Source organism: Nonomuraea sp. NPDC001636, assembly GCF_040298265.1.
Taxonomy (GTDB): Bacteria; Actinomycetota; Actinomycetes; order Streptosporangiales; family Streptosporangiaceae; genus Nonomuraea.
The window spans coordinates 80,546-104,509 of sequence record NZ_JBEOZT010000029.1 but is presented as its reverse complement, the minus strand read 5'-3'; the positions used below and the strand labels follow the sequence as shown (position 1 = coordinate 104,509).

At 71.4% G+C, this 23,964-nt stretch carries 26 protein-coding genes and 1 pseudogene; 20 read left to right on the top strand and 7 right to left on the bottom strand.

Annotation, left to right across the window (positions count from 1 at the left end):
* The first annotated feature begins 12 nt into the window (after positions 1 to 12).
* The 8 genes from ABT158_RS40325 (at position 13) to tsaD (ending at position 5,995) form a co-directional block, all read left to right on the top strand.
* Positions 13 to 1,065, top strand: coding sequence for an alpha/beta fold hydrolase (locus ABT158_RS40325; RefSeq protein WP_352362854.1), 1,053 nt, complete (start codon positions 13 to 15; stop codon positions 1,063 to 1,065).
* On the top strand, positions 1,065 to 1,517 hold the full coding sequence (gene tsaE, locus ABT158_RS40320) for a tRNA (adenosine(37)-N6)-threonylcarbamoyltransferase complex ATPase subunit type 1 TsaE (protein WP_352362852.1): 453 nt from the start codon (positions 1,065 to 1,067) through the stop codon (positions 1,515 to 1,517). Before ABT158_RS40325 ends, tsaE begins: the two co-directional genes overlap by 1 nt.
* A 211-nt stretch (positions 1,518 to 1,728) precedes the next feature.
* Positions 1,729 to 2,376, top strand: a complete 648-nt coding sequence (locus ABT158_RS40315; RefSeq protein WP_352362850.1) for a hypothetical protein — start codon at positions 1,729 to 1,731, stop codon at positions 2,374 to 2,376.
* 3 nt (positions 2,377 to 2,379) lie between these two features.
* On the top strand, positions 2,380 to 2,916 hold the full coding sequence (locus ABT158_RS40310) for a class F sortase (RefSeq protein ID WP_352318670.1): 537 nt from the start codon (positions 2,380 to 2,382) through the stop codon (positions 2,914 to 2,916).
* Positions 2,917 to 2,926: 10 nt separating this feature from the next.
* Entirely contained in the window at positions 2,927 to 3,856 is a 930-nt protein-coding gene (locus tag ABT158_RS40305) for an aminoglycoside phosphotransferase family protein (RefSeq protein WP_352362848.1), read from the top strand.
* A gap of 27 nt (positions 3,857 to 3,883) precedes the next feature.
* Positions 3,884 to 4,528: a tRNA (adenosine(37)-N6)-threonylcarbamoyltransferase complex dimerization subunit type 1 TsaB gene (gene tsaB / locus ABT158_RS40300; protein WP_352362846.1), complete on the top strand. Its 645-nt coding sequence runs from the start codon at positions 3,884 to 3,886 to the stop codon at positions 4,526 to 4,528.
* Between the two features lie 11 nt (positions 4,529 to 4,539).
* Positions 4,540 to 4,971, top strand: a complete 432-nt coding sequence (gene rimI, locus ABT158_RS40295; RefSeq protein WP_352362919.1) for a ribosomal protein S18-alanine N-acetyltransferase — start codon at positions 4,540 to 4,542, stop codon at positions 4,969 to 4,971.
* A complete protein-coding gene (tsaD, locus tag ABT158_RS40290) occupies positions 4,964 to 5,995 on the top strand; it encodes a tRNA (adenosine(37)-N6)-threonylcarbamoyltransferase complex transferase subunit TsaD (RefSeq protein ID WP_352318676.1) in 1,032 nt (343 codons plus the stop codon). Before rimI ends, tsaD begins: the two co-directional genes overlap by 8 nt.
* 59 nt (positions 5,996 to 6,054) lie before the next feature.
* On the opposite strand, the gene ABT158_RS40285 is transcribed toward tsaD, so the two are convergent.
* The 3 genes from ABT158_RS40285 to ABT158_RS40275 all read right to left on the bottom strand — a co-directional run bounded on the left by ABT158_RS40285 (position 6,055) and on the right by ABT158_RS40275 (position 9,816).
* Positions 6,055 to 7,863 (bottom strand): hypothetical protein, encoded by a 1,809-nt coding sequence (locus tag ABT158_RS40285; RefSeq protein ID WP_352362844.1) that lies wholly within the window; start codon positions 7,861 to 7,863, stop codon positions 6,055 to 6,057.
* 195 nt (positions 7,864 to 8,058) lie between these two features.
* Entirely contained in the window at positions 8,059 to 9,222 is a 1,164-nt protein-coding gene (locus ABT158_RS40280; RefSeq protein WP_352362842.1) for a class I SAM-dependent methyltransferase, read from the bottom strand.
* A gap of 96 nt (positions 9,223 to 9,318) precedes the next feature.
* The gene (locus tag ABT158_RS40275) at positions 9,319 to 9,816 is read right to left on the bottom strand and encodes a MarR family winged helix-turn-helix transcriptional regulator (RefSeq protein WP_352362840.1); all 498 of its coding nucleotides are present in this window, start codon (positions 9,814 to 9,816) and stop codon (positions 9,319 to 9,321) included.
* 104 nt (positions 9,817 to 9,920) lie between these two features.
* On the opposite strand from ABT158_RS40275, the gene ABT158_RS40270 reads away from it, so the two are divergent.
* The 4 genes from ABT158_RS40270 to ABT158_RS40255 all read left to right on the top strand — a co-directional run bounded on the left by ABT158_RS40270 (position 9,921) and on the right by ABT158_RS40255 (position 13,841).
* Positions 9,921 to 10,775 (top strand): NAD-dependent epimerase/dehydratase family protein, encoded by an 855-nt coding sequence (locus ABT158_RS40270; RefSeq protein WP_352362838.1) that lies wholly within the window; start codon positions 9,921 to 9,923, stop codon positions 10,773 to 10,775.
* Between the two features lie 174 nt (positions 10,776 to 10,949).
* Entirely contained in the window at positions 10,950 to 11,261 is a 312-nt protein-coding gene (groES, locus tag ABT158_RS40265; protein ID WP_502911608.1) for a co-chaperone GroES, read from the top strand.
* Between the two features lie 69 nt (positions 11,262 to 11,330).
* On the top strand, positions 11,331 to 12,950 hold the full coding sequence (groL, locus tag ABT158_RS40260) for a chaperonin GroEL (protein WP_352318685.1): 1,620 nt from the start codon (positions 11,331 to 11,333) through the stop codon (positions 12,948 to 12,950).
* Positions 12,951 to 13,265: 315 nt separating this feature from the next.
* Positions 13,266 to 13,841 (top strand): GNAT family N-acetyltransferase, encoded by a 576-nt coding sequence (locus tag ABT158_RS40255; RefSeq protein WP_352362915.1) that lies wholly within the window; start codon positions 13,266 to 13,268, stop codon positions 13,839 to 13,841.
* 33 nt (positions 13,842 to 13,874) lie between these two features.
* Here the strand turns inward: ABT158_RS40255 and ABT158_RS51360 are convergent.
* Positions 13,875 to 14,119: pseudogene (locus tag ABT158_RS51360) on the bottom strand (IS30 family transposase); the annotation flags it as partial.
* Positions 14,120 to 14,460: 341 nt separating this feature from the next.
* Here ABT158_RS51360 and ABT158_RS40250 point away from each other — a divergent pair.
* The gene (locus ABT158_RS40250; protein ID WP_090930520.1) at positions 14,461 to 15,096 is read left to right on the top strand and encodes a sigma-70 family RNA polymerase sigma factor; all 636 of its coding nucleotides are present in this window, start codon (positions 14,461 to 14,463) and stop codon (positions 15,094 to 15,096) included.
* Positions 15,093 to 15,293, top strand: a complete 201-nt coding sequence (locus ABT158_RS40245; RefSeq protein ID WP_352362836.1) for a hypothetical protein — start codon at positions 15,093 to 15,095, stop codon at positions 15,291 to 15,293. The genes ABT158_RS40250 and ABT158_RS40245 overlap by 4 nt, the downstream gene beginning before the upstream one ends.
* Here the strand turns inward: ABT158_RS40245 and ABT158_RS40240 are convergent.
* On the bottom strand, positions 15,254 to 15,631 hold the full coding sequence (locus ABT158_RS40240) for a DUF5319 domain-containing protein (protein ID WP_090930411.1): 378 nt from the start codon (positions 15,629 to 15,631) through the stop codon (positions 15,254 to 15,256). The genes ABT158_RS40245 and ABT158_RS40240 overlap by 40 nt on opposite strands.
* Positions 15,632 to 15,670: 39 nt before the next feature.
* Positions 15,671 to 16,681, bottom strand: coding sequence for a helix-turn-helix transcriptional regulator (locus tag ABT158_RS40235; RefSeq protein ID WP_352362834.1), 1,011 nt, complete (start codon positions 16,679 to 16,681; stop codon positions 15,671 to 15,673).
* Between the two features lie 435 nt (positions 16,682 to 17,116).
* Between ABT158_RS40235 and guaB the strand changes: the two genes are divergently transcribed.
* From guaB to ABT158_RS40205, 6 genes are all read left to right on the top strand, one after another.
* Positions 17,117 to 18,598 carry an IMP dehydrogenase gene (gene guaB, locus ABT158_RS40230; protein WP_352362833.1) on the top strand — a complete coding sequence of 494 codons (1,482 nt, stop codon included), beginning with the start codon at positions 17,117 to 17,119 and terminating at the stop codon, positions 18,596 to 18,598.
* Between the two features lie 4 nt (positions 18,599 to 18,602).
* Positions 18,603 to 19,724 carry a GuaB3 family IMP dehydrogenase-related protein gene (locus tag ABT158_RS40225; protein WP_352362831.1) on the top strand — a complete coding sequence of 374 codons (1,122 nt, stop codon included), beginning with the start codon at positions 18,603 to 18,605 and terminating at the stop codon, positions 19,722 to 19,724.
* A gap of 196 nt (positions 19,725 to 19,920) precedes the next feature.
* On the top strand, positions 19,921 to 21,132 hold the full coding sequence (locus ABT158_RS40220) for an RNA polymerase sigma factor (protein ID WP_352362829.1): 1,212 nt from the start codon (positions 19,921 to 19,923) through the stop codon (positions 21,130 to 21,132).
* 1 nt (position 21,133) lies between these two features.
* Positions 21,134 to 21,820 (top strand): SDR family oxidoreductase, encoded by a 687-nt coding sequence (locus ABT158_RS40215; RefSeq protein WP_352362827.1) that lies wholly within the window; start codon positions 21,134 to 21,136, stop codon positions 21,818 to 21,820.
* 122 nt (positions 21,821 to 21,942) lie between these two features.
* Positions 21,943 to 22,719 carry a phosphotransferase family protein gene (locus tag ABT158_RS40210; protein ID WP_352362825.1) on the top strand — a complete coding sequence of 259 codons (777 nt, stop codon included), beginning with the start codon at positions 21,943 to 21,945 and terminating at the stop codon, positions 22,717 to 22,719.
* Positions 22,716 to 23,150: a GNAT family N-acetyltransferase gene (locus ABT158_RS40205; protein WP_352362823.1), complete on the top strand. Its 435-nt coding sequence runs from the start codon at positions 22,716 to 22,718 to the stop codon at positions 23,148 to 23,150. Before ABT158_RS40210 ends, ABT158_RS40205 begins: the two co-directional genes overlap by 4 nt.
* On the opposite strand, the gene ABT158_RS40200 is transcribed toward ABT158_RS40205, so the two are convergent.
* A complete protein-coding gene (locus tag ABT158_RS40200) occupies positions 23,140 to 23,964 on the bottom strand; it encodes a class II fructose-bisphosphate aldolase (RefSeq protein ID WP_352318705.1) in 825 nt (274 codons plus the stop codon). The genes ABT158_RS40205 and ABT158_RS40200 overlap by 11 nt on opposite strands.

Sequence of the window (23,964 nt, the reverse complement as noted above, 5' to 3'; positions counted from 1 at the left end):
AGGATCGGGGACATGACGACGACAACACGGCGGCGCAGGGTCGGAATCGCCGGCGCGATCGTCGGAGCGGCGTCGGCCGGTGTCGCGGCGGCGGCTCTGGCCAAGCGCTACGCGGTCGGCCGGATCAGGCTGCGGCACGACGAGGAGGCCAGCGAGCCGTTCGGCGAGCTGCGCGGCAGGGAGCGCACGCTCGTCACCTCCGACGGGGTGGCGCTCCACGTCGAGATCGACGGCCCCGAGGACGCGCCGCTGACGATCGTGATGTGCCACGGCTACTGCCTCAACCTCGAATCGTGGCACTACCAGCGCAAGGAGCTGCGCGAGAACCACCGCGTGGTGCTGTGGGACATCCGCTCCCACGGCCGCTCGCAGCGCGGCACGGCCGACGACAGCACGATCGACCGGCTGGGCCAGGACCTCGCCGAGGTCATCGAGGAGTTCGTGCCCGGCCCGTGCGTGGTGGTCGGCCACTCGATGGGCGGCATGACGATCATGGCGCTCGCCGACAGCCGTCCTGAGCTGTTCGGCGACAAGATCCGGGCGGTCGCCCTCATCGCGACCTCGGCGGGCAAGCTGGCCGAGCTGACGCTGGGGCTGCCGGCGATGGTGTCCAAGGCCGTGCACAAGGTGGCGCCGTCCACGGTGTCGCTGCTGGGCAGGAAGGGCGCGCTGGTCGACAGGACCCGGCACGCGGGCAGCGACATCGCGTTCCTGATCACCCGCTACATGGGCTTCGGCGACTCCGCGAACGTGAGCCCGACCGTGGTCGACTTCGCCGAGTCGATGATCAGGCAGACCCCCACCGAGGTGTTCGCCGCCTTCTACCCGGCCCTGATGAACCACGACAAGTTGTCCGCGCTGCACGTCCTCGACCCGGTCCCGACCGCCATCGTCTACGGCGAGCGCGACTGGCTGACCCCGCCCGACCACAGCAGGGCCATCGCGGCGGCGCTGCCCAAGGCGCAGGTCACCGAGATCCCCGACACCTCCCACCTGATCCAGCTGGAGCGCCCGGGGATCGTCAACGACGCGCTGCGCGACCTGATCAAGCGAGTGGAGTTGTAGTGCGACTGGCGACAGCGGAGGACATGCGGGCCTACGGCGCCCGCCTGGCGGCCCACCTGCGGCCCGGCGACCTGATCGTGCTGTCCGGCCCGCTCGGCGCGGGCAAGACCACGCTCGTCCAGGGCATCGCCGAAGGTCTCAAGGTACGCGGGCCGATCACCTCGCCCACCTTCGTGATCGCCAGGGTGCACCCGTCGCTGCGGCAGGGCCCGCCGCTGGTGCACGCCGACGCCTACCGGCTCGGCGGCGACCTGGAGGTCGACGACCTCGACCTCGACGCCTCGCTGGAGGAGTCGGTCACCGTGGTCGAGTGGGGCGAGGGCCTGGTCGAGGGGCTGGCCGAAGACCGGCTGGAGATCCACATCGACCGCGAGACCGGCGACGACGCCCGCCTGGTGACCCTGCGCGGGGTGGGCGACCGGTGGGCCGACACGCCGTCTGATCCGGCCTAAGGCTAAAACCTCCGTCAATTTCCGGCAAAGCTGTCACCCTTGACGTACCTGACCGAAGACATAAATCATGATCGTTGGTCAGGGATTTGCCCAGAATTTCTGGGTATCAGGAGGGGCGACATCCACATTTTTGGTGGATGCTGGGTGCAAGACGGCAAAGTGGGGTGCGGCGGTGCTCAGGGTCAGGCGAGTCGCGTACGCGGGTGCCATCATGGTGGTCGGGCTGACCGGGTGTGCGGCCTCGGCCGAGACCACACCGACAGGCACACCGACGGCCACAGCCACGACGTCCACCACCGCCACCACGACGACCACGGCCACGACCACCGCGACCGCCCCGCCGCCCACCAAGAGGCCGAGCATCGCGGTCCAGGTCAACCCCGACCGGGTCATCGCGGGGGAGACGTCCAAGGTGTGGATCCTGGCCAACTGCCCGCTGCCGTCCGGCGGACCGGCCCACACCGGCACCGCGACCTCGCGGGCGTTCCTCAACGGCGTCCCGCTCAACCCCGTGCCGGCCGGGTCGGCCACGCCGACCGCGACCAGCAGCCCGGCGAACGGCTCGCCCTGGGTGCGGGGCGAGGCGACGGTCTCCGGCACGGTCAAGCGCGGCTCGTACACCGTCGACGTCAAGTGCGACGGCACCAATGACGTCGGCAAGGCCACGCTCAAGGTGACCAGGGCCGAGGCCGACCCGACCGGCGTGCCCACCAAGGCGCCCAAGGCGGGCGGCGGCGGCACCTTCGGCCGTGACGTCGACGACGAGTCCTCGATCCCGCTGGGCCCGGCCGGCGCGCTGGTGGCCCTGGTCCTCGTCGGCGGTGCGGTCGTGATGGTCAAGCGGCGCAGCCGGGCTTGATCGATGGCACGTCCAGGACGGGTGGTGCTCGCGGGCGCCGTCACGGGCCTGCTGCTGGTCGCCTTCGGCAAGAGCATGCAGAACTCCTCCACCCCGGCGGCGAGCGTGGTGCCCAAGAGCATCGACATCCCGTCGCTCGACCTTGAGGCCCCGCTGATGAAGCTCGGGCTGAGCAAGGACGGCGAGGTCGAGCTGCCGCCGTACGAGAAGCCGAAGATGGCCGGCTGGTACAGCGGCAGCGCGGTGCCCGGCGAGAAGGGCGCCTCGGTGATCATCGGCCACGTCGACACCAAGACCGCTCCCGCCGTGTTCTACAAGCTCAGACAGTTGCGCAAGGGCGAGACGGTCAAGGTGGAACGCAGCGACGGCAAGGTCGTCAGCTTCAAGGTGGACGCCATCGAGCAGGTCTCCAAGGACCACTTCCCCGCCCGGCGGGTGTACGTCGACGACGGGCTCAAACTCGTCACCTGCGGCGGCAAGTTCGACTACGCCAGAGGCGAATATGTCGACAACATCATCGTCTACGCGTCCCGCGCCTGATCATGGAACGATGAGCACTGACCACAACCCGCCGGCGTCCGGCGCCCGCGTGCCCTGGGCGGAGGTCCACCCGCTGGTGCGCGAGGCGGTCGAGGGCTTCCTCGGCGGCCGTGTCGTGGAGGCCGTCACCCAGGAGGGCGGCTTCTCCCCGGCGGCCGCGGTACGCCTGCGGACCGACGGCGGCCGGCGCGCGTTCGTCAAGGCCGTCGGCCCCGAGCCCAACCCCGACAGCGTGCGCATCTACCGCTCCGAGCTCAGGAACGCCGCCGCGCTCCCCGAGTCGGTCCCCGCGCCGAAGCTGCTGACGGCGTTCGAGCTGGCGGGCTGGGTCGCCCTGGTCTTCGAGGACGTCGAGGCCGCGCACCCCGCGATGCCGTGGCGGCGCGACGAGCTCGACCGGGTGTTCACCGCCCTGAAGGAGATGTCCGCCGCGCTCACCCCGTCGCCGATCGAGGCGCGCACGATCGGCGAGGTCATGGGCGACTCCTTCCAGGGGTGGCGCCGACTGCTCGGCGAGGACACCGCCGGGCTCGACCCGTGGGCGCTGCGCCACCTGCCCGAGCTGGCCGAGCTGGAGTCCGGCTGGGAGACGGCGGCGGCCGGCGACACCCTCGTCCACGCCGACCTGCGGGCCGACAACCTCCTGCTCACGCCCGGCCGCGTCTACGTGGTCGACTGGCCGTGGGCCTGCCTGGCCGCGCCCTGGTACGACCAGGTGGCCATGCTGCCGTCGGTCGGCATGCAGGGCGGTCCCGCGCCCCACGAGCTGTTCGACGATCCCGACCCGGCGGTCACCGCGGTCGTCGCGGCCCAGACCGGCTATTTCGTCCGGAACGGCAGGCTGCCCGATCCGCCCGGCCTGCCCACGCTCAGGGCGTTCCAGCGGGCGCAGGGAGTGGTCGCGCTGGAGTGGCTGAAACGGCGTACCGGCTGGGTGTGACCCGTCCGGCGGGTAGGCTAAACAGTCGTGCTGGTCCTGGCCTTTGATACCGCGACGCCCGCCGTCACCGCCGCCCTCCACGACGGTGAGCGGGTGCTCGCCGAGTCCACGACGATCGACGCCCGCCGCCACGGCGAGCTGCTCGTCCCCACCATCGAACGCGTGCTGACCGAGTCGGGCGCCGCCCTGCGCGACGTGACGGCCGTCGTCGCGGGCAGCGGCCCCGGGCCCTACACGGGCCTGCGCGTCGGGCTGATGACCGCCCAGGGGCTCGCGACGACGCTCGCCGTGCCCGCGTACGGCATCTGCACCCTCGACGCGGTCGCCTACGGCAGCGGGCTCGGCGAGCCGTTCCTGGTCGCCACCGACGCCCGGCGCAAGGAGGTGTTCTGGGCGCGCTACCAGGACATGCGCACCCGTGCCGACGGCCCGTTCGTCGACCGGCCGGCCGACGTGCCCGTCGAGGGCCTGCCGGTCGTGGGCGCCGGCGCCGGGCTCTACCCCGACGTCCTGGGCCGCCACGACGCCCCGCCCTACCCCTACGCGGGCGCGCTGGCCGCGCTGGCCGCCGAGCGGCTGGCCGCGGGCGTCCCGCTCGACCCGCCGCGGCCCATCTACCTGCGCAGGCCCGACGCCGTGGTGCCGGGCGCGCCCAAGAGGGTGACGGCGTGAGACTGCGCCCGATGACCGGGGCCGACCTGCCCGCGGTCATGGCGATCGAGCGGGCCACGTTCCCGCTCGACGCGTGGAGCGAGGGCATGATGCGCGGCGAGCTGGCCGACATGCCGCGGTCGCGCCACTACGTGGTAGCCCTGGCCGACGACGAGATCGTCGGCTACAGCGGCATCGCGGTCGCGGCCGACCAGGCCGACGTGCAGACCATCGCCGTGCTGGAGAAGCACCAGGGCACCGGCATCGGCAGCGCGATGCTGACCGAGCTGCTGGCCGAGGCGCGGCGCAGGGGCGCGCGCGAGATCTTCCTGGAGGTACGCGCCGACAACCCGCGCGCCCAGGCGGTCTACCGGCATTTCGAGTTCGAGGAGATCGGCATCCGCCGCCGCTACTACGACGACGGCACCGACGCGATCATGATGAGAAGGAAGCTGGATGGCTGACGCACCCCTGGTCCTGGGCATCGAGACGTCGTGCGACGAGACCGGCATCGGCATCGTCAGAGGCCACACTCTCCTCGCCAACACCATCGCCTCCAGCATGGACGAGCACGCCCGATACGGCGGCGTGGTGCCCGAGGTCGCCTCCCGCGCCCACCTGGAGGCCATGACGCCCACGGTCGAGGCGGCGCTGGCCGAGGCCGGGCTCAAGTTCTCCGACATCGACGCCATCGCCGTCACCGCCGGGCCCGGCCTGGCCGGGGCGCTGCTGGTGGGCGTGGCCGCCGCCAAGTCGTACGCGCTGGGCCTCGGCGTGCCGCTCTACGGCGTCAACCACCTGGCCGCCCACGTGGCCGTCGACCAGCTCGAACACGGGCCGCTGCCCAAGCCGTGCATCGCCATGCTGGTCTCCGGCGGCCACTCCTCGCTGCTGCTGGTGCCCGACGTGGCCGAAGACGTCATCTCGCTCGGCTCGACCGTCGACGACGCGGCCGGCGAGGCGTTCGACAAGGTGGCCCGGGTGCTCGGGCTGCCCTTCCCCGGCGGCCCGCACATCGACCGGGCCGCCCGCGAGGGCTCCGGCACGGCCGTCACCTTCCCCCGGGGCAAGATCGACGACGGCACGCTCGACTTCTCCTTCTCCGGGCTCAAGACCGCCGTCGCCCGCTGGGTCGAGGCGCGCGAGGCGTCCGGGCAGTCGATCCACGTGCCCGACGTGGCCGCGTCCTTCCAGGAGGCCGTGGTCGACGTGCTGACCCGCAAGGCGTTGCAGGCGTGCAAGAAGTACGACGTGCACGACCTGCTGATCGGCGGCGGCGTGGCGGCCAACTCGCGGCTGCGGGCGCTGGCCCAGGAGCGCTGCGACGCGGCGGGCGTGCGGCTGCGGGTGCCCCGGCCGGGATTGTGCACCGACAACGGGGCCATGGTCGCCGCCCTGGGGTCCGACCTGGTGGCGGCGGGGGTCACCCCCTCGACCCTGGAGATCCCGGCGGACTCGTCGCTGCCGATCACGACGGTCCACGTCTGAGCCCTGGCGGGGCCGGAGGCCGGCGGTGAGGCGCGGGACGTGCCCCACCGCCGGGCGGGTCAGTCTTTGGTCCTGGTGGGCCGGAGCAGGGCCTCGGCCAGCGCCAGCATGGTCTCCTCCAGCGCGGCCAGCCGCTTGGTGAGGTCGTCGGTGGCCGGCTGCACGATGCCGCTGACCGTCTCGCTCAGCTCGTCGCGGTCGGGCCGGGAGCGCACCAGCTCGGTCAGCGCGTCGGCGGCGGCCGACAGGCGGTCGGCCTGCGCGCCGGCCTGCGACTCGATGAGCTCGCCGACCCGCTCGGGGATGGCCAGGGCGGCCGGGAGCTGGCTGACGTGCTGGTTCATGGCCTCGATGCGGTCGTCGACCGACTCCAGGTGCTCGCCGGCCTGATCGGCGCGCGCGGCCAGGCCGTTGAGGTGGGTGTCGAGGCCGTTGAAGCGGCTGTCGAGCCCGCTGAACTGGCCGTCGAGGGTGTCGAACCGGGTGATCAGGTGCTCCTCCGCCTCGACCAGCCGCTCGTCGATCGACTCCATCTGGTTGTCGAGCTTGTTGAAGCGGCCCTCGCTGCGCACGGCGGTCTCGGCCAGGCGCTGGTCGGTGGCCGAGGCGCGGTCGTCGAGCGCGCTCAGGCGGCCGTCGAGGGCGTCGAAGCGGTCGTCGTGGCGGACGAGGTGGCCGTCGATGGCGCCCATGCGCTTGCCGAGGCCGCCGAGCTGGCCGTCGACCGAGGTGAGGCGCTTGTCGACGCCGCTGATGCGGCCGTCGACGCCGTCGAGCCTGGTGTCGATGTCGGCCAGGCACTCGTCGGCCGACTCCAGCCGGCCGTCGAACCCGGTGAGCCGGGTGTCGAGCCCCATGAGCCGGCCCTCGACCCGGTCGAGCCGGGAGTCGACGCCGTCGAGCCGCCCGCTGAGCCGCAGCTCGCTCTCCCCGAGCTGGACGGCGAGGTGCTGGTCGGCCTCGTCGAGGCGGGCGGTGAGCCGCTGCTCGACGTCGGCCAGCCGGACCGTGAGCCGCTGGTCGCCCTCGTCGAGCTTGGCGGCCAGGCGCTCGTCGGCGCGGTCGAGCCGCTCGTTCAGGCGCTGGGTCAGCCGTTCGTCGGTCTCGTCGAGGCGGCCGGCCAGGCGTTTGTCGGCCTCGTCGAGGCGGGCGGCGATGTGCAGGTCGGTGTCGTCGAGGCGGCCGGTCAGGCGCTGCTCGGCAGCGTCGATCTTGACGGCGACCTGCTGCGACGTGGCCGCGACGCTCTCGGCCAGCTCGCCGACCACGCTCTCGACCCGCTCGGCGCGGCCCGACAGGTCGGCCACCGACTTGTCGAGCCGGGTGAAACGGCTGGCCGCGGCCTCCATGCTGGAGTTGAGCTGCGTCAGCTTGGCGGCGAAGCCGGACATGTTCTGGGTGATGCCGTCGGTGGTGTCGAGCACCGACTGCAGGCGTTTGAGCGCCTCGTCGACGGCCTCGCCCACGGTGCCCAGGTCCGCCCACAGGCTCGGCAGCTCGGCCACCGGCGCGACCCGGGCGTCGACGTGGCCGATCTTCTCCCCGACGGCGTCGACGTGGTCGCGCACGGCCTCGACGTGCTGGGCCAGGCCCTCCGCCCACATCGGCGGCTTGGCGGTGATGTCGTCGAGCCGCCCGCTCACCGCCTCAAGGGTGCCGCTCAGGCCGCCGAGCTCGCGTTCGCGCACCTCGCGCAGCAGCCACTCCATGCCTTCAAGACGCTGGCGGATCTCGTCGAGCACGGCTCCCTGGGTGCGCTGCTCGTAGACATGGTCCTGGGCGGCGCGCGCGAGGAGGTCTCGCATCCTCTCGGAGATGGCGGACTGGCCGCCTGCCTGAAGAAGGGTGGTGTGGTTGGAATGGTCCACCGAAAGGCTCCTTCGCTCGCCGACGGTCTGCCGCGCAGCGGTGGGATAGGTCCGGTTTGCAGATGTAAGGGCGAGTACGCGGGTTACCGCATAAGGGGGAGAACTCCCGCCCGTCCACCTTAGCCTTTCGATCAAGGTCAGGCGGCGTCGAAGTGAAAGATCGTATTTAGCGGAAGAATGACCGCTTTGGAGTGTTCAGGCAGGTGGGAGGGGGTTGCAGATGATAACTGAAGGCTTATCGAGAATGCGGGTCAGGATAATGACGACCGAGTTCTCGCCGGAAAGACGGAGATCGGCGCGCAGGCGTTCGATGTCGATCGCCGACGCGCGTTTCTTGATGGTGACATTTCCGATCCGGCGTTCGCGGAGAGCCGCGCGGAGTTTCTTCAGCGAGAACGGCATGACCTCGTCCACCTCGTACCCGGAGGCCCAGGGGGTGTGGCCGGGCTCGTCGGCGGTGATGTAGGCGATCATGGGGTCGGGCAGGCGTCCGCCGATCAGCTCGGCCACCTCGCCCACGAGGTGGGCCCGGATCGCGGCGCCGTCGGGCTCGTAGACGTAGCGGCCCATCGGGCCGACCGGGGCCTGGACCCCGGTGGCGGTCAGCGTGTGCCCGCCGGGCAGCAGGGTGGCGCGCCGGGCGAGGCCGACCTGGGAGCCGGTCCAGAGGGTGGCCTCCTTGACCTCGCCCTTGTAGGAGACCCATTCGGCCTCCGCGCCCTCGGGGATGAACTCGTACGGGATGCCGGGGGCGACCTTGAGGCAGGCCCGCGGCGCCCGTGCGACCAGGTCGAGCACGACCGGCCAGGGCGGCGAGTAGGCCATGGGGTCGAACGTCCGGCCCTTGCCGCTGCGCCTGGCCGGGTCGGCGAACAGCGCGTCGTACTCCTCGGGCCGGACCCGCGCCGCGTCGCCCACGCGCACCCGCACCCGGCCGGCCAGCCCGAGCGCGTCGGCGTTGGCGCTCGCCACGGCGACGGTCAGCGGGTCGAGGTCGACGGCGTCGACCTCGCAGCCGGCGCGGGCGAGCGCGAGGAGATCGCCGCCCACTCCGCAGCAGGCGTCGATCACCCGCCCGGCGCCCATGCGCCGGGCGCGGTGGTCGGCGACCTCCCGGCGGGTGGACTGCTCCAGGCCGTGCGGGGTGAAGTACATGACCGCGGCGTCCGCGCCGAACTTCGCCGCGGCGCGCTCGCGCAGCGCCGCCTGCGTCAGCGCGGCGGAGGTGAGCGCCGCGTCGTAGGTGCGGCGCAGCTTGGTCGCCGCCGCGACCGGATCGGTCCCGGCCAGCTCCGCGGCCTCGGCGAGCGCCCGCTGCCCGCGCGGGGTCAGCAGCTCGCCGAAGGCGTCGAGATCCATGTACGCACTCCGCTCACAACTCGGGATCGCTCACAACCAGGGCCGCTCGCGATTCGGACCGCTCGTGATCCGGGGCCGCTCGCGGCTCGGGATCGCTCACAGGGAAGTGTCGCCCAGGGAGACCAGCAGGTTGCGCAGCAGCCCGGCCAGGGCCTCGCGCTCGCCCTCGGCCAGCCCGGCGAGCAGCCGCTCCTCGTTGGCGGCGTGCAGGACGAGCATCTCGTCGGCGACCCTCCTGCCCTCGTCGGTGAGGGCGACCAGCGTCATGCGCCGGTTGTGCGGCGCCGGCCAGCGGTGGACCAGGCCGCGCCGGACCAGGTGGTCCATCCGGTTGGTGAGCGCGCCGGGGCTGACCATGGCCGAGCTGGACAGGTCCTTCATGCACATGGTGGCGTCGGCGCCGCTGCGCAGCAGCGTGGCCAGCATGTCGAACTCCCACGCCTCCAGCCCATGCTCGGCCAGGAAGTCCTTCACGCCGCGCTCCAGCAGGCGCGAGGCGCGCGAGATCCGGCCGATCACGCCCATCGGGGACACGTCGACGTCGGGCCGTGTCCGCGCCCACTGTCCGAGAATCACGTCCACCGCGTCATCCACGGGGCTCACCCTACCAAAGCTTCGACGTTGAAATGTTCGGCGTCGTGCGGTACCGTCCACGACGTCGAAATGTTCAACGTAGAAACTTTCGAGGTAGGTTCATCATGAAGGTGCTGGTGCTGGGCGCGACGGGGTACATCGGCGGCGCGGTGGTCGAGCGGCTGGCCGAGCAGGGGCACGAGGTGGCCGTCCTGGTGCGGCCCGCCGCCGACGGGTCCCGGCGCGTGCCGGGCGTGGCGGACGAGCGTCACGGAGACCTGGCCGACGTCGCGGGGCTGGCCGCCGCGATCACCCCGGACATCGACGCCATCGTGGTCGCCGCCCAGCTCGGCGGCGACAAGGAGGCCGACCTGGCCGCGATCGGCGTGCTCGCCGCGTCGGGCCGGAAGGTCGTCTTCACCAGCGGCGTGTGGGTGCTGGGCGCCACCGCCGACGGGCACGAGGACAGCCCGGCCGACCCGATTCCGCTCGTGGCGTACCGGCACGAGATCGAGCAGCTGGTCATCGACGGCGGCGGCTCGGTGATCCGGCCCGGCGTCGTCCACGGGCGCGGCGGCGGCATCCCCGCCATGATGCGCGCGCAGGCCGCCGAGCGCGGCGCCGGGGTCTACGTCACCGATGGCGGCGAGCCGCACACCTGGACGTTCGTGCACGTCGACGACCTGGCCGAGCTCGTCGTGGCCGTCCTGGAGAAGGGCGGCGCCCGCGTCTACCACGGCATCAGCGAGGAGGCCGTGCCGGTCGCCGAGGTGGCCGAGGCGGCGGCCCGGTCCGCGGGCGTCAAGCCGCAGGCCGAGCCCTGGCCGCTGGCCGAGGCGGCCCAGGTGCTGGGGACGGGCTTCGCCGAGGCCCTGGCGCTCAGCCAGCGCATCAGCGCGACACGCACGCGCGCCGAACTCGGCTGGAACCCCTCCCGGCCCGGCGTCGTCGCCGATCTGACCGAGGGTTCCTACGTCTGATCGCTCTGAGCAGACGCGTTCGTGTTGACTGTCAAGGCCCTCTTGCATATGTTTCCTGTTGGCACTCTCACCTTGAGAGTGCCAACGTGCGACGAGGCAGGTCTGACACCCGCGACGGCAGGCCCCGCTGGTCGCCTCTTCTAGATCATTCAAATCTGAAGGGGAGGTCCGATCGTGACGACCGCCACCAAGGTTCCCGTTAAGCCGCTCGGCGACCGCATTGTGGTTCAGCCGCTTGAGGCAGAGCAGACCACCGCTTCCGGTCTGGTCATCCCGGACACCGCCAAGGAGAAGCCGCAGGAGGGCAGGGTCCTCGCGGTGGGCCCCGGCAACTGGGATGAGGACGGCGACAAGCGTATTCCGCTCGACGTCTCCGAGGGCGACGTCGTCCTCTACAGCAAGTACGGCGGCACCGAGGTCAAGTACGGCGGCGAGGAGTACCTCGTGCTCTCCGCCCGCGACGTTCTCGCGATCATCGAGAAGTAAGCCGGTTGTGTCGAGCCCCGGGCGCTCTTGAGGGCCCGGGGCTTTCGACGCCAGGAGAGGACTTTCAGCATGGCGAAGATCCTGCAGTTCGACGAGGACGCCCGTCGCGCGCTTGAGCGCGGTGTCAACGCCCTCGCGGACGCCGTGAAGGTAACCCTCGGCCCGCGTGGCCGCAACGTCGTCATCGACAAGAAGTTCGGTGCGCCGACGATCACGAACGACGGTGTGACCATCGCTCGTGAGATCGAGCTGGAGGAGCGCTACGAGAACCTCGGCGCCCAGCTCGCCAAGGAAGTTGCCACCAAGACCAACGACATCGCGGGCGACGGCACCACCACCGCCACCGTGCTGGCCCAGGCCATGGTCCGCGAGGGCCTGCGCAACGTGGCCGCCGGCGCCTCGCCGCTGTCGCTCAAGCGTGGCATCGACAAGGCCGCCAAGGAGATCAGCGACCGGCTGCTGGCCAGCGCGCGCGAGGTGGGCGACAAGAAGGAGATCGCCAACGTCGCCACCATCTCCGCCCAGGACGCCAAGATCGGCGAGCTGATCGCCGAGGCGTTCGACAAGGTGGGCAAGGACGGTGTCCTCACCGTCGAAGAGTCCAACGCCATGGGCATGGAGCTCGAGTTCACCGAGGGCATGCAGTTCGACAAGGGTTACCTGTCGGCCTACATGGTGACCGACCCCGAGCGCATGGAGTCCGTCCTGGAGGACGCGTACATCCTGCTCACCCAGGGCAAGATCTCCTCCATCGCCGACTTCCTGCCGCTGCTGGAGAAGGTCGCCCAGACCAAGAAGCCGCTGCTCGTGGTCGCCGAGGACGTCGAGGGCGAGGCCCTGGCCGTCCTGGTCACCAACAAGATCCGCGGCACCTTCACCTCCGTGGCCGTCAAGGCCCCGGGCTTCGGCGACCGCCGCAAGGCGATGCTCCAGGACATGGCGATCCTCACCGGCGGCCAGGTCGTCAGCGAAGAGGTCGGCCTCAAGCTGGAGCACGTCGGCCTCGAGGTGCTCGGCACGGCCCGCCGCGTCGTCGTCACCAAGGACGCCACGACCATCGTCGACGGCGCCGGTGACCAGCAGGCGATCGAGGACCGCGTCAAGGAGATCAAGATTGCCATCGAGCAGTCCGACTCCGACTGGGACCGCGAGAAGCTGCAGGAGCGTCTGGCCAAGCTCGCCGGCGGTGTGTGCGTGCTGCGCGTCGGCGCCGCCACCGAGGTGGAGCTGAAGGAGAAGAAGCACCGTCTTGAGGACGCGATCTCCGCGACCCGCGCCGCGATCGAGGAGGGCATCGTCTCCGGCGGTGGCTCGGCCCTCATCCACGTGGGCAAGGAGCTCGACGACCTCGGCCTGACCGGCGACGAGGCCACCGGTGTCGGCGTCGTGCGCCGCGCGCTGGTCGAGCCGGCCCGCTGGATCGCCGAGAACGCCGGCCTGGAGGGCTACGTGGTGACCCACAAGGTCGCCGAGCTGCCCGCCGGCCAGGGCCTCAACGCCGCCACCGGCGAGTACGTCGACCTGATCGCCCAGGGTGTCATCGACCCCGTCAAGGTGACCCGGTCCGCGGTGCAGAACGCGGCTTCGATCGCGGGCATGCTCCTGACGACCGAGGCGCTCGTGGTGGACAAGCCCGAGGAGGAGGCTCCGGCCGCCGGCCAGGGCCACGGCCACGGTCACGGCCACTGACCCGCCTGTTTCCCCCGCGCCCGCACGGCCCGCCCGGTTCCCTCCGGCGCGGGCCGTCGGCTTTTCACGGCCCGCCTGGTTCCCTCCGGTGCGGGCCGTTGGCTTCCCACGGCCCGTCCCCGGTCTCGCCGGTGCGGGCCGTCGGCTTTCACGGTCCGTTCCCGGCCTGGTGGGTTCGACGGGGTGTTTGCAACACCTGATCAGTTACTGGTCGCAGCCGGCCCAGTCGGTGTCTTCGGACGCCGGGCGTTCTTCGGGCAGGCCGGACGAGCCCGCTCGAAGGATGTCCGAACACGGGCGCTTTCGGCGATCTTCATGGCATCCTTTCCAGACATGCCACCTACTCCGCCGACGTCGGTCGAGCTGTCCACGGCGAAGTTCGTCCTCCGGCCGCCAAGTACGGCGGAGGCTCCGGAGGTCCTGCGCCTTGCCAGGGACCCGGACGTGCGTCTCTGGAATCCCCGCTGCCGCATCGAGGACGAGGCCGCAGCCGTCGCGGACTGCCTCAAGGGCGCCGACTGGTCAGACGGGACGCACGCCACGTTCTCGATCCTCGACGCCGAGTCCGGGCGCTACGTCGGCACCATCGCGCTGCATGGGCTTGACCTGGAGAACGCGCAGGCCCGGATCGGATACCGGATCGCGCCTTGGGCGCGCGGCCGCGGCGCCGCCACCGCATCCGTCCAGGCGGTCACGACATGGGCGACAACCACGCTGCAGCTGGAACGGATCGTCCTCACCCATGCCGTCGAGAATCACGCCTCGTGCCGGGTGGCGCAGAAGTCGGGGTTCGTGCTCGAAGGCGTGATGCGGTCAGCGAAGAGGTTCGGTGACGGCCGGCTGCACGATGAACACCTGCATGCTGTCCTGGCCGCAGATCTGGCCTCTTGAACATCCCTCCCACGCCCGGCTACCAGGTCGGTGTGCCAGGGGTTCGGTGAGGTGCTTCGCCGGGGCGTCCCAGTCGAGCGTCCTGCGCGCTCTGGCGTTCGGCTCGGAGGCGGGAGCGTCGAACTGGTCGCGCGAGTGCGTACTGACAAGTCGGTGCCGTCGGGACTGACGTTGGGGCCGCGTTGCCGCTGGCTGGCCGGATCGCAAAGTGGACGGGGTGTGTCGGCGGCGACCGTGAGCTCGTGGTGGCGGCCCATCTCGCTGCCCTGATCCCAGGTTCGCCGCCCCTCGGTGGGGGAGTCGGCCTTCCGGGGGCGGGCCCGGGGCGGGCGGGGGGCTGGTGGGTTTCTCGGGGCGGGAAATGTGGCTGGGGCTTCTGGGGTGGAAGGGGGTGGGGGCGGGGAAAAATGGGGGAAGAGGTGGATTATTGGAGTAAACCGGCAGTGCCGGTTAAGCGTCGGGGTCTGGCAATTCTCGTACATTTCGGCTTATGACGTGAAACATTATGTCAGCACATCAGCCTTAGTGTGGTCGGCTGATTACTGCTAGTTATCGTCGCTTCAATGTGACCAATCCGTAGCCGTTCGCCAGGGGGACAGGCCCGATCAGTGCGGGCATCATGCCTATCGTGAGCGAGGGAAGCGTCGCCGACGCCAAAATTGGGGTAAGGCTCGCGTCGAGACTTCCGGCACGGACGGATGACTCCGACCTTAGGGAACTGACGAGCCTCGCCGTGCAGGGAGATCGCAGTGCGATCGAATCCCTGCTCGGGGAGTTGCGTCCCATGGTGGTGCGGTATTGCCGCGCCAGGCTGGGCAGGGTTTCAGGGCAATATCACATTGCCGATGACGTAGCCCAGGAGGTGTGCATCGCGGTGTTGTCCGCGCTGCCGCGATACCGGGACATGGGGCGGCCCTTCGCGTCCTTCGTGTTCGGGATCGCCTCGCACAAGGTGGCCGACGCGCTGCGCAGTTCGGTGCGCTCGGCCGTGCCCACGCAGGATCTGCCCGACGGGCCCGACGACGGCCCGGGGCCCGAGGAGACGGTGGTCCGCTACATCGAGGTCGAGCACGCGCGCAGGCTGCTGGCCAGGCTGCCCGACAACCAGCGGGAGTTGCTGCTGCTGCGGGTGGTGTCGGGGCTGTCTGCCGAGGAGACCGGTAATGTACTCGGTATGTCACCAGGTGCGGTCCGCGTAGCCCAGCATCGGGCGCTGGCCAGGTTGCGGCAGATGGCCGAGCTGGAGTCGGCTTGACGCCGGAGGACGAGCTCCATGCGCTCCTGGCGGCCGACGACCTGCTCAAGACCGACGAACTGCTCGACGCGGTCGCGCGGGGCCGGGCGCGGGACTCGTCCGACCCTGCGGTGCGGTTGCTGGGCGCGCTACTGGACGATGTCTCGGAGGAAGTCGATCAGCGGCGCTCCTCCGTGTCGATGACGCCGTCGACATAGCCTCGGGCGTACTCCCAGCTGACGTAGTCGGCGGGGTCGGGGTGGAAGGCCGGCTCGTGCACCTGGGGCTGGCCTTTCTCGATCATCTGGCGAAGGTTGCCGCGCAGCAGCTCCCAGTCGAAGAAGTGCTGCTCGCCGCACTCGGGGCAGTCGAGCACGAGGCCCAGCACCCCCTGCGGTTCGAGCAGGGAGCGAAAGACCTCGACGTCTGCCAGGTCGGTGATGGCCTCGTCGCGCTCGGCCGCGGTGAGTGGCTCGGCGTCGTCGAGAGCGCCCATCGCCGAGGACGGGTCGTTCGGGTCGTCCGCGAACGGGTCGCGGGGGACGTCTTCCAGCACCTTCCCACCATATGACCGAAGCGGCCCCGGCGGAGAGTATTAGCTGAGCCATCCCCGTCTGGCGGCCTCCACGCCGGCGTGGAAGCGCGACTGCGCGCCCAGCTCGGCCATGGCGTCGGCGAACCTCGCCCGCACCGTACGGACCGAGACGCCGAGCTGCCGGGCGATGGAGTCGTCGCACACGCCCTGCGCGGCCAGGCGGAGCACCTGGACCATCCCGTCGCCCCTGCGTCCCCAGGGCAGCGGCACGGCCCGGCCCCAGAGCTCCTGGAACAGCGAGCGCAGCATGCCGACGACGATCGGCGTGCGCACCAGGTAGAAGTTGTAGGCGTGGTCGGGCAGGTTGCCGCCCCACAGCGCGGGCAGGCCGGCGACCTCGGGCCCGGCCGTCATGAACCAGCTCGGCACCCGGTCGAGCGTGCGCACCTTGCCGCCGGTGTCGAGGAGCCGGGTGAGCTGATCGCGTACGCCCGGCAGGCTCAGCGTGGAGACCGGAATGATCGCCTGAACGGTAAGAAGTTGCCGTTTTTGCGCATCAATCCATGGGTCCGCAAATTTACGAACAAAATCTGCCATTGTGCGCTCGTCCGGGATTGCGGTCAACAACTCCATGGGCGGCGATTGCACGGCTATGCCGACGACGCTCTCGTAGAGGACGTCCGCGCCGTTCACCATCTCCACCGGGAATGTCCCGCTCTGATAATCGCGGCCGGCGTCGTAGTCGTGGATCAGGCCGCGGATGGAGCCGAGCGCGGAGTCGATCCTGCGGCTCTCCTCGGCCAGCCGGTCGAGCCGCTCGGCGATGACCCGGCCGAGCGCCGCCGCCGGGTGCCTGGCCAGGTACTCGCCGGACTGCTCGTCGACCACCCCCAGCCTGACCAGGTCGTCGAGCTGGCGGCCGACCTTCTCGACGGGGCCGTCCATGGCCTGGGCGAGGTCGGTGCGCGTGGCCCTGTGCAGGCGTAGCAGCGCCGTGTAGAGGGCGGTCTGCGCCGGGTCGAGGCCCAGCGTCTCGAAGGGCTCTGCACCGCGGCTGGGCTGGTTACGCATTATGGGCGGCTCCGTCGGGGGGACACGGGCGTGCCGCGAGGATAACCCCGTATCGCCTGCGTGTCCGGGGCTTGCCGGGGAATCGTCGGCGGAACGTGCAACTTCGTGCAATTGCACGTTTTCACATTGCGTCGTGCCGTTGAGTGACGCAGGCTTTACCTAGCGTCGGCACCCTGAAGCGGGGCCTTGCGGCAGCCGCCATCAGGACGCGGAGGGGGGTTCGGTGGCGTGAACACGCCGCCAGGCCTGGGTGCCGGTGGCCGGGGGATGGGACGGATCACCGACCGTCCCATCCCCCTGCACTTTGCGCGTTCCGGACGGCGATGCCGGGCGCACGACGGGGCGTGGGGCCGTCGTGCGCCCGGCTTCGTTGCGTTTTGGAGGCAGGCCCTAGACTTAGGTCAATCAGCGCAGAGGTCAGGAGGGGGCCGAGGCATGTCCAAGTTCACCGAGATGGGTTTGACCTTCGACGACGTGCTGCTGGTGCCCGGCTACTCCGATCTCCAACCAGGTGAGGCCGACACCAGATCCCGTCTGTCACGGGACATCACGCTGTCCATCCCGCTCGTCTCCGCGGCCATGGACACCGTCACAGAGGCCCGCATGGCGGTCGCCATGGCGCGCCAGGGCGGCATCGGCATCCTCCACCGCAACCTGTCGGTCGAGGAGCAGGCCCAGCAGGTCGACCTGGTCAAGCGGTCCGAGGCCGGCATGGTGACCAACCCGGTGACCTGCAGCCCCGACGACACGCTGGCCGACGTCGAGCGGCTGTGCGCGACGTACCGGATCTCCGGCGTGCCGGTGACGGACGTGGCGGGCACGCTGGTCGGCATCGTGACCAACCGCGACATGCGCTTCGAGACCGACCAGAGCCGCCCGGTGCGCGAGGTCATGACCAAGATGCCGCTGGTCACCGCGCCGGTGGGGGTCTCGCGCGACGACGCGTTCGCGCTGCTGCGGCAGAACAAGATCGAGAAGCTGCCCCTCGTCGACCCCGACGGCAGGCTGCGCGGCCTGATCACGGTGAAGGACTTCACCAAGAGCGAGCAGTACCCGCTGTCCACCAAGGACGCCGACGGCCGCCTGCTGGTCGGCGCGGCCATCGGCGTCGGCGGCGACGCCGAGCAGCGGGCCAAGGCGCTGATCGAGGCCGGGGTCGACGTCGTCGTCGTCGACGTGGCCCACGGTCACTCCAAGGGCCTGGCCGACATGATCGCCAAGCTCAAGGCCAACAGCCAGGTCCAGGTCATCGGCGGCAACATCGCGACCAGGGCGGGCGCCCAGATGCTGGTCGACGCGGGCGCCGACGCGGTCAAGGTCGGCGTCGGCCCCGGCTCCATCTGCACCACCCGCGTGGTGGCCGGCGTGGGCGCGCCGCAGGTCACGGCCATCCACGAGGCGTCCAAGGCGTGCGCACCGGCCGGGGTGCCGGTGATCGGCGACGGCGGCCTCCAGTACTCCGGCGACATCGTCAAGGCCATCGCGGCCGGCGCCGACACGGTCATGCTGGGCTCGCTGCTCGCCGGCTGCGAGGAGTCGCCGGGCGAGCTGATCTTCATCAACGGCAAGCAGTTCAAGTCGTACCGGGGCATGGGGTCGCTGGGCGCGGTGCGCAACCGCGAGCGCGGCGGCACCTCCTTCAGCAAGGACCGCTACGCGCAGGCCGACGTCGGCGGCGACGACAAGTACATCCCCGAGGGCATCGAGGGGCAGGTGCCCTACCGCGGGCCGGTCGCGGCCGTCGCCCACCAGCTCATCGGCGGGCTGCGCCAGGGCATGTGGTACGCCGGCTGCCGCACGATCGAGCAGATGCACACCGACTGCGAGCTCATGCCGATCACGGCAGCGGGCCTCAAGGAGAGCCACCCCCACGACATCCAGATGACCGTGGAAGCTCCGAACTATCACAGAAGGTAAGTTCATGACTCAGCAGGTGGAGATCGGCCGGGGCAAGACCGGGCGGAGGGCGTACGCGCTCGACGAGATCGGGCTCGTGCCCTCGCGACGCACCCGTGACCCGGAGGAGGTGTCGATCGCCTGGCAGATCGACGCCTACCGGTTCGAGCTGCCCGTCGTCGTCGCCCCCATGGACAGCGTGGTCTCGCCCGCCACCGCGATCGAGATCGGCCGGCTCGGCGGCCTGGCCCCCCTCGACCTCGAAGGGCTCTGGACGCGCTACGAAGACCCCTCCCCGCTGCTGGAGGAGTGCGCCGCCCTCGACGCCGCGGCCGCGACCCGGCGGCTCCAGGAGATCTACGACGCGCCGATCAAGGAGGAGCTGATCGGGCGCCGGATCGAGGAGATCCGGGCGTCCGGGGTGACGACGGCCGTCCGGCTGTCGCCGCAGCGCACGGTCCAGTACCACAAGGCCGTGATCGACGCCGGCGTGGACATCTTCGTCATCCGCGGCACCACCGTCTCGGCCGAGCACGTCTCGGGCCGCGCCGAGCCGCTCAACCTCAAGCAGTTCATCTACGAGCTCGACGTGCCGGTCATCGTCGGCGGCTGCGCCACCTACACCGCGGCGCTGCACCTGATGCGCACGGGCGCGGCGGGTGTGCTGGTCGGCTTCGGCGGCGGCGCCTCGCACACCACCCGCAACGTGCTGGGCGTGGCCGTGCCGATGGCCACCGCGATCTCCGACGTGGCCGCGGCGCGCCGCGACTACATGGACGAGTCCGGCGGCCGGTACGTGCACGTGATCGCCGACGGCGGCATGGGCACCTCGGGCGACATCGCCAAGGCCATCGCGTGCGGGGCCGACGCCGTCATGGTGGGCTCGCCGCTGGCCAGGGCGTCCGAGGCCCCCGGCCACGGCTTCCACTGGGGCTCCGAGGCCCACCACCCCGACCTGCCGCGCGGCCGTCGCGTGGAGTTCGGCACGGTCGGGACGCTGGAGCAGATCCTGCACGGCCCCTCCAGCGTGGCCGACGGCTCGATGAACCTGATGGGCGCGCTCAAGCGCACGATGGCCTCCACCGGCTACTCCGACATCAAGGAGTTCCAGCGGGTCGAGGTCGTGGTCGCGCCGATCCAGCGCTGAGGCGGCGGCTGACCGACGTCTGCGACGGCTCCCGGGGGTTGCGGCCTCCGGGAGCCGACTGCTTTCCGGGGGCCTCACCGGCCCGCCGGAACCGAGTGCTTTCCGGGGTCCCCACCGGCCCGCCGTGTCGAATCGGGACACCGCCGTTCGTGTAGGACGCGCAAGGTGACGCGCGTGTCGGCGAGGTGGTTGCAGGATGTCCGATCAGGTCGAACGGGCCTTCCGGGAGGAGTACGGCCGGGCGGTGGCGGTGCTCGTCCGCGTGTTCGGTGACATCGACGTCGCCGAGGAGGCGGTGCAGGAGGCGTTCGCGATCGCGCTGCGGCAGTGGCCGCAGGCCGGTCCGCCGCCGAGCCCGGCCGGCTGGATCATCACGACCGCCAGGAACCGGGCCGTCGACCGGCTGCGCAGGGAGTCGGGCCGCCACGACAAGTACGTGCAGGCGGCGCTGCTGCACGCCAGGGACGAGCCCGTCGAGGAGGGGCCCGTACGGGACGAGCGACTGCGCCTGATCTTCACCTGCTGCCATCCGGCGCTCGCCCCGCACGCGCGGGTGGCGCTCACGTTGCGGCTGCTCGGCGGGCTGAGCACGGCCGAGATCGCGCACGCGTTCCTGGTGCCCGAGGCGACCATGGCCCAGCGGCTGGTCAGGGCCAAGAGCAGGATCCGGCAGGCGGGGATCCCGTACCGGGTGCCGGCGGCGGCGGACCTGCCGGACCGGCTGCGCGCGGTGCTGGCGGTGATCTACCTGATCTTCAACGAGGGCTACACGGCCAGTTCGGGCGAGCGGCTGGTGCGCGAGGACCTGTGCGCGGAGGCCGTCCGGCTCGGCCGCCTGCTCGCCGAGCTGATGCCGGACGAGCCCGAGGTATGGGGCCTGCTGGCGCTGATGCTGTTGATCCAGGCGCGCCGGGCCGCGCGCACCGCGGGCGGCGGCGAGCTGGTGCCGCTGCCCGAGCAGGACCGCGCCCTGTGGGACCGCGCGCTGGTCGAGGAGGGGCAGGCGATCGTACGGCGCTGCCTGCGGTGGGGACGGCCGGGGCCCTACCAGGTGCAGGCCGCGATCAACGCCGTGCACGGCGACGCGGCGAGCGCGGGGGAGACCGACTGGCGGCAGATCGTCCAGCTCTACGACCTGCTGCTGGCGTTCACGCCGGGGCCGGTCGTGGCGTTGCACCGCGCGGTGGCGGTGGCCGAGGCGGAGGGCGCCGAGGCGGGGCTGGCGCTGGTGGAGGGGCTGGAGGTGACAGGCTATTACCTGTTCCACGCCGTACGGGCCGACCTGCTGCGGCGGCTGGGACGCGACGAGGAGGCGGCGCGGGCGTACGGCGAGGCCATCGCCCGTGCGGGCAACGAGGTCGAGCGGGAGTTCCTGCGGCGCAGGCGCGCGACGTTGAGGGGGACGTGAGATGGACCGGGTGTGCGTGGTCACGGGGGCCAACCGGGGGATCGGGCTGGAGGTGGCCAGGCAGCTCGCGGCGGCGGGCGACACGGTGGTGCTGACCGCCAGGGACGAGCGCAAGGCCGTCGAGGCGGCGGCCGGGATCGGCGGCGAGGTGCTGGCGCGGCGGCTCGACGTCGCCGACGAGCGGTCGGCGGCCGATCTGGCGCGGGAGCTGGAGAAGACCCATGGGCGGGTCGACGTGCTGGTCAACAACGCCGCCATCCACTACGACACCTGGCAGCGGGCCTGCGACGCGGACCTGGGCGTGGTGTCGGAGGCGCTGGAGACGAACCTGCTGGGCGCCTGGCGGGTCACGCTCGCGCTGCTGCCGTTGTTGCGCGGCAGCGTGCACGGCCGGATCGTCAACGTCTCCAGCGAGATCGGCTCGCTGGCCTCGATGGGCGGCGGCACGCCGGCGTACACGGTGTCGAAGACGGCGCTGAACGCGCTGACCAGGATGCTCGCGGCCGAGCTGCGCGGGGACGGCATCCTGGTCAACGCCGTCTGCCCGGGGTGGGTGGCGACCGACATGGGCGGCCCCGGCGGGCGGCCGGTCGCCGAGGGCGCGCGCAGCGTGTTGTGGGCGGCGGACCTGCCCGGCGACGGGCCGACCGGCGGCTTCTTCCGCGACGGCCTGCCGTTGCCGTGGTGACCGGCGGCTTTTTCCGCGACGGCCTGCCGTTGCCGTGGTGACCGGCGGCTTTTTCCGCGACGGCGAGCCGCTGCCCTGGTGACGGGCGCCGGCTCGCCGGGCAGGCCGTATCCTGCCGTAGCATGGCCGATCTCGTGCACACCCACGTCCTCGACATCGACGGCGACGTCGTCACCAAGCGCTTCGTCGACGGCAAGGAGGGCGCGGCCGAGCGCGAGTGGCAGGCGCTCACCCTGCTGGCCGAGCACGCCCCGGGCCTGACCCCGCGACCGATCGCCTTCGAGGACGGCGTCGTCCGCATGACCAGGATCGACGGCGTGCCCCTGCGCGGCCTGGCCGCCGGGGAGGCGCCGCTGACCGCCATGGCCGAGGCGCTCACGCAGCTGTACGAGGCCGTCCCGCCCGGCGTGCTGGCGGCCGTCCCGGTACGCCCGTGGCAGGTCGAGGAGGTCACCGGCCAGGTCATGGAATGGCTGGCCGGCTGGCGGCCGCGCGGTCCGGAGGCCGACCGCGCGGCTGAGGAGGGTCTGCGCTGGCTGGCGGGCTGGCGTCCGGGGGAGTCGGGCGTACGGCCGGCGTTCGGGGCGGGCGACGGCAACCTGGCGAACTTCCTGTGGGACGGCACGCGCGTGCGCATCGTCGACTTCGAGGACTCCGGGCGCAGCGACCTGGCCTTCGAGCTGGCCGAGCTGTCCGAGCACGTCTCGATGTGGGTGGACGGCGAGGTGGAGATCGCCGACCGGTTCGAGCTGAGCGGCCCGCAGGCGCGCCGGCTGCGCGACTGCCGAAGGCTCCAGAGCCTGATCTGGCTGTTCCTGCTCTCGCACGACAGCCCGCGCAATCCGCCCGGCACCTTCGATCGTCAGGTCGACAGGGTGCTGCGATCATTGGGGGCATGAGACTGGCGCAGGAGGCCGACAGGGCCGCCGTCGAGCAACTCGTCCATGACGCCTACCAGCCATGGGCCGAGATCATCGGCACCCGGCCGCTGCCCATGGAGGCCGACTACGCGGCCCTCATCGCCGCGGGCCGGGTGCACGTCACCGACGGCCTCGAAGGGCTGGTCGTGCTCATCCCCGAGGAGGGCACGCTGCTGGTGGACAACGTGGCGGTGCGGCCCGACCTGCACGGCAGGGGCATCGGCCGGGGCCTGCTGGCCTACGCCGAGCAGGAGGCCGCCCGGCTCGGCCTGCCCGCCCTGCGCCTCTACACCAACGTCAAGATGGCCTCGAACATCGCGCTGTACACCTCGCTCGGCTACGCCGAGATCGGCCGGGCCGACCTCGACGGCCGGTCGGCCGTGGTGATGCGCAAGGAGCTCAGCCGGTGAGCACGCCCAGCAGGTGACTCACCTCGCGGGCCACGGCGTCGCGGCCGGCGTTGAGGTATTTGCGGGAGTCGACCACCCGCTCGTCGTGGGCCAGGTAGTCGCGTACGGCCCGGGTGAACGCCTTGTTCAGGTGGGTGGCGATGTTGATCTTCTTCATGCCGCTGGCCACCGCCTCGCGCAGCACGTCGTCGGGCACGCCGGACGAGCCGTGCAGCACCAGCGGCACCGGCACCGCCGCCCGCAGCTCGGCGATGAGCTCCAGGTCGAGCACGGCGTCCTTGGTGGTCATGGCGTGCGAGGTGCCGACGGCCACGGCGAGCGCGTCGACGCCGGTCCTGGCGACGTAGTCGACCGCCTCGTGGGGCTTGGTGCGGGCGCCGGGGGCGTGCACGCCGTCCTTGCCGCCGACCTCGCCGAGCTCGGCCTCCACCCAGACGCCGCGCTCGTGGCACCAGGCCGCCACCTCGGCCGTGGCCGCCACGTTCTCCTCGTCGGGCAGGGCGGAGGCGTCGTACATCACCGAGCCGAGGCCCAGCGCCACCGCCTCCTCCACCAGCGCGCGGTCGGTGGCGTGGTCGAGGTGGACCGCGACCGGCACCTCCGCGCGGCGCGCGACGGCCAGCGCGGCCAGCGCGACGGGTTCGAGCGCGCCGTGGTAGCGCACGCAGTTCTCGCTGATCTGCAGCACGACCGGCAGGCCGAGCGCCTCGGCGCCGGCCACGATCGCGGTGGCGTGCTCCAACTGGATCACGTTGAACGCGCCCACCCCTGCGGGGGACTGCCGGACGATGTCGCCGATTCCGGCGAGGGCCAT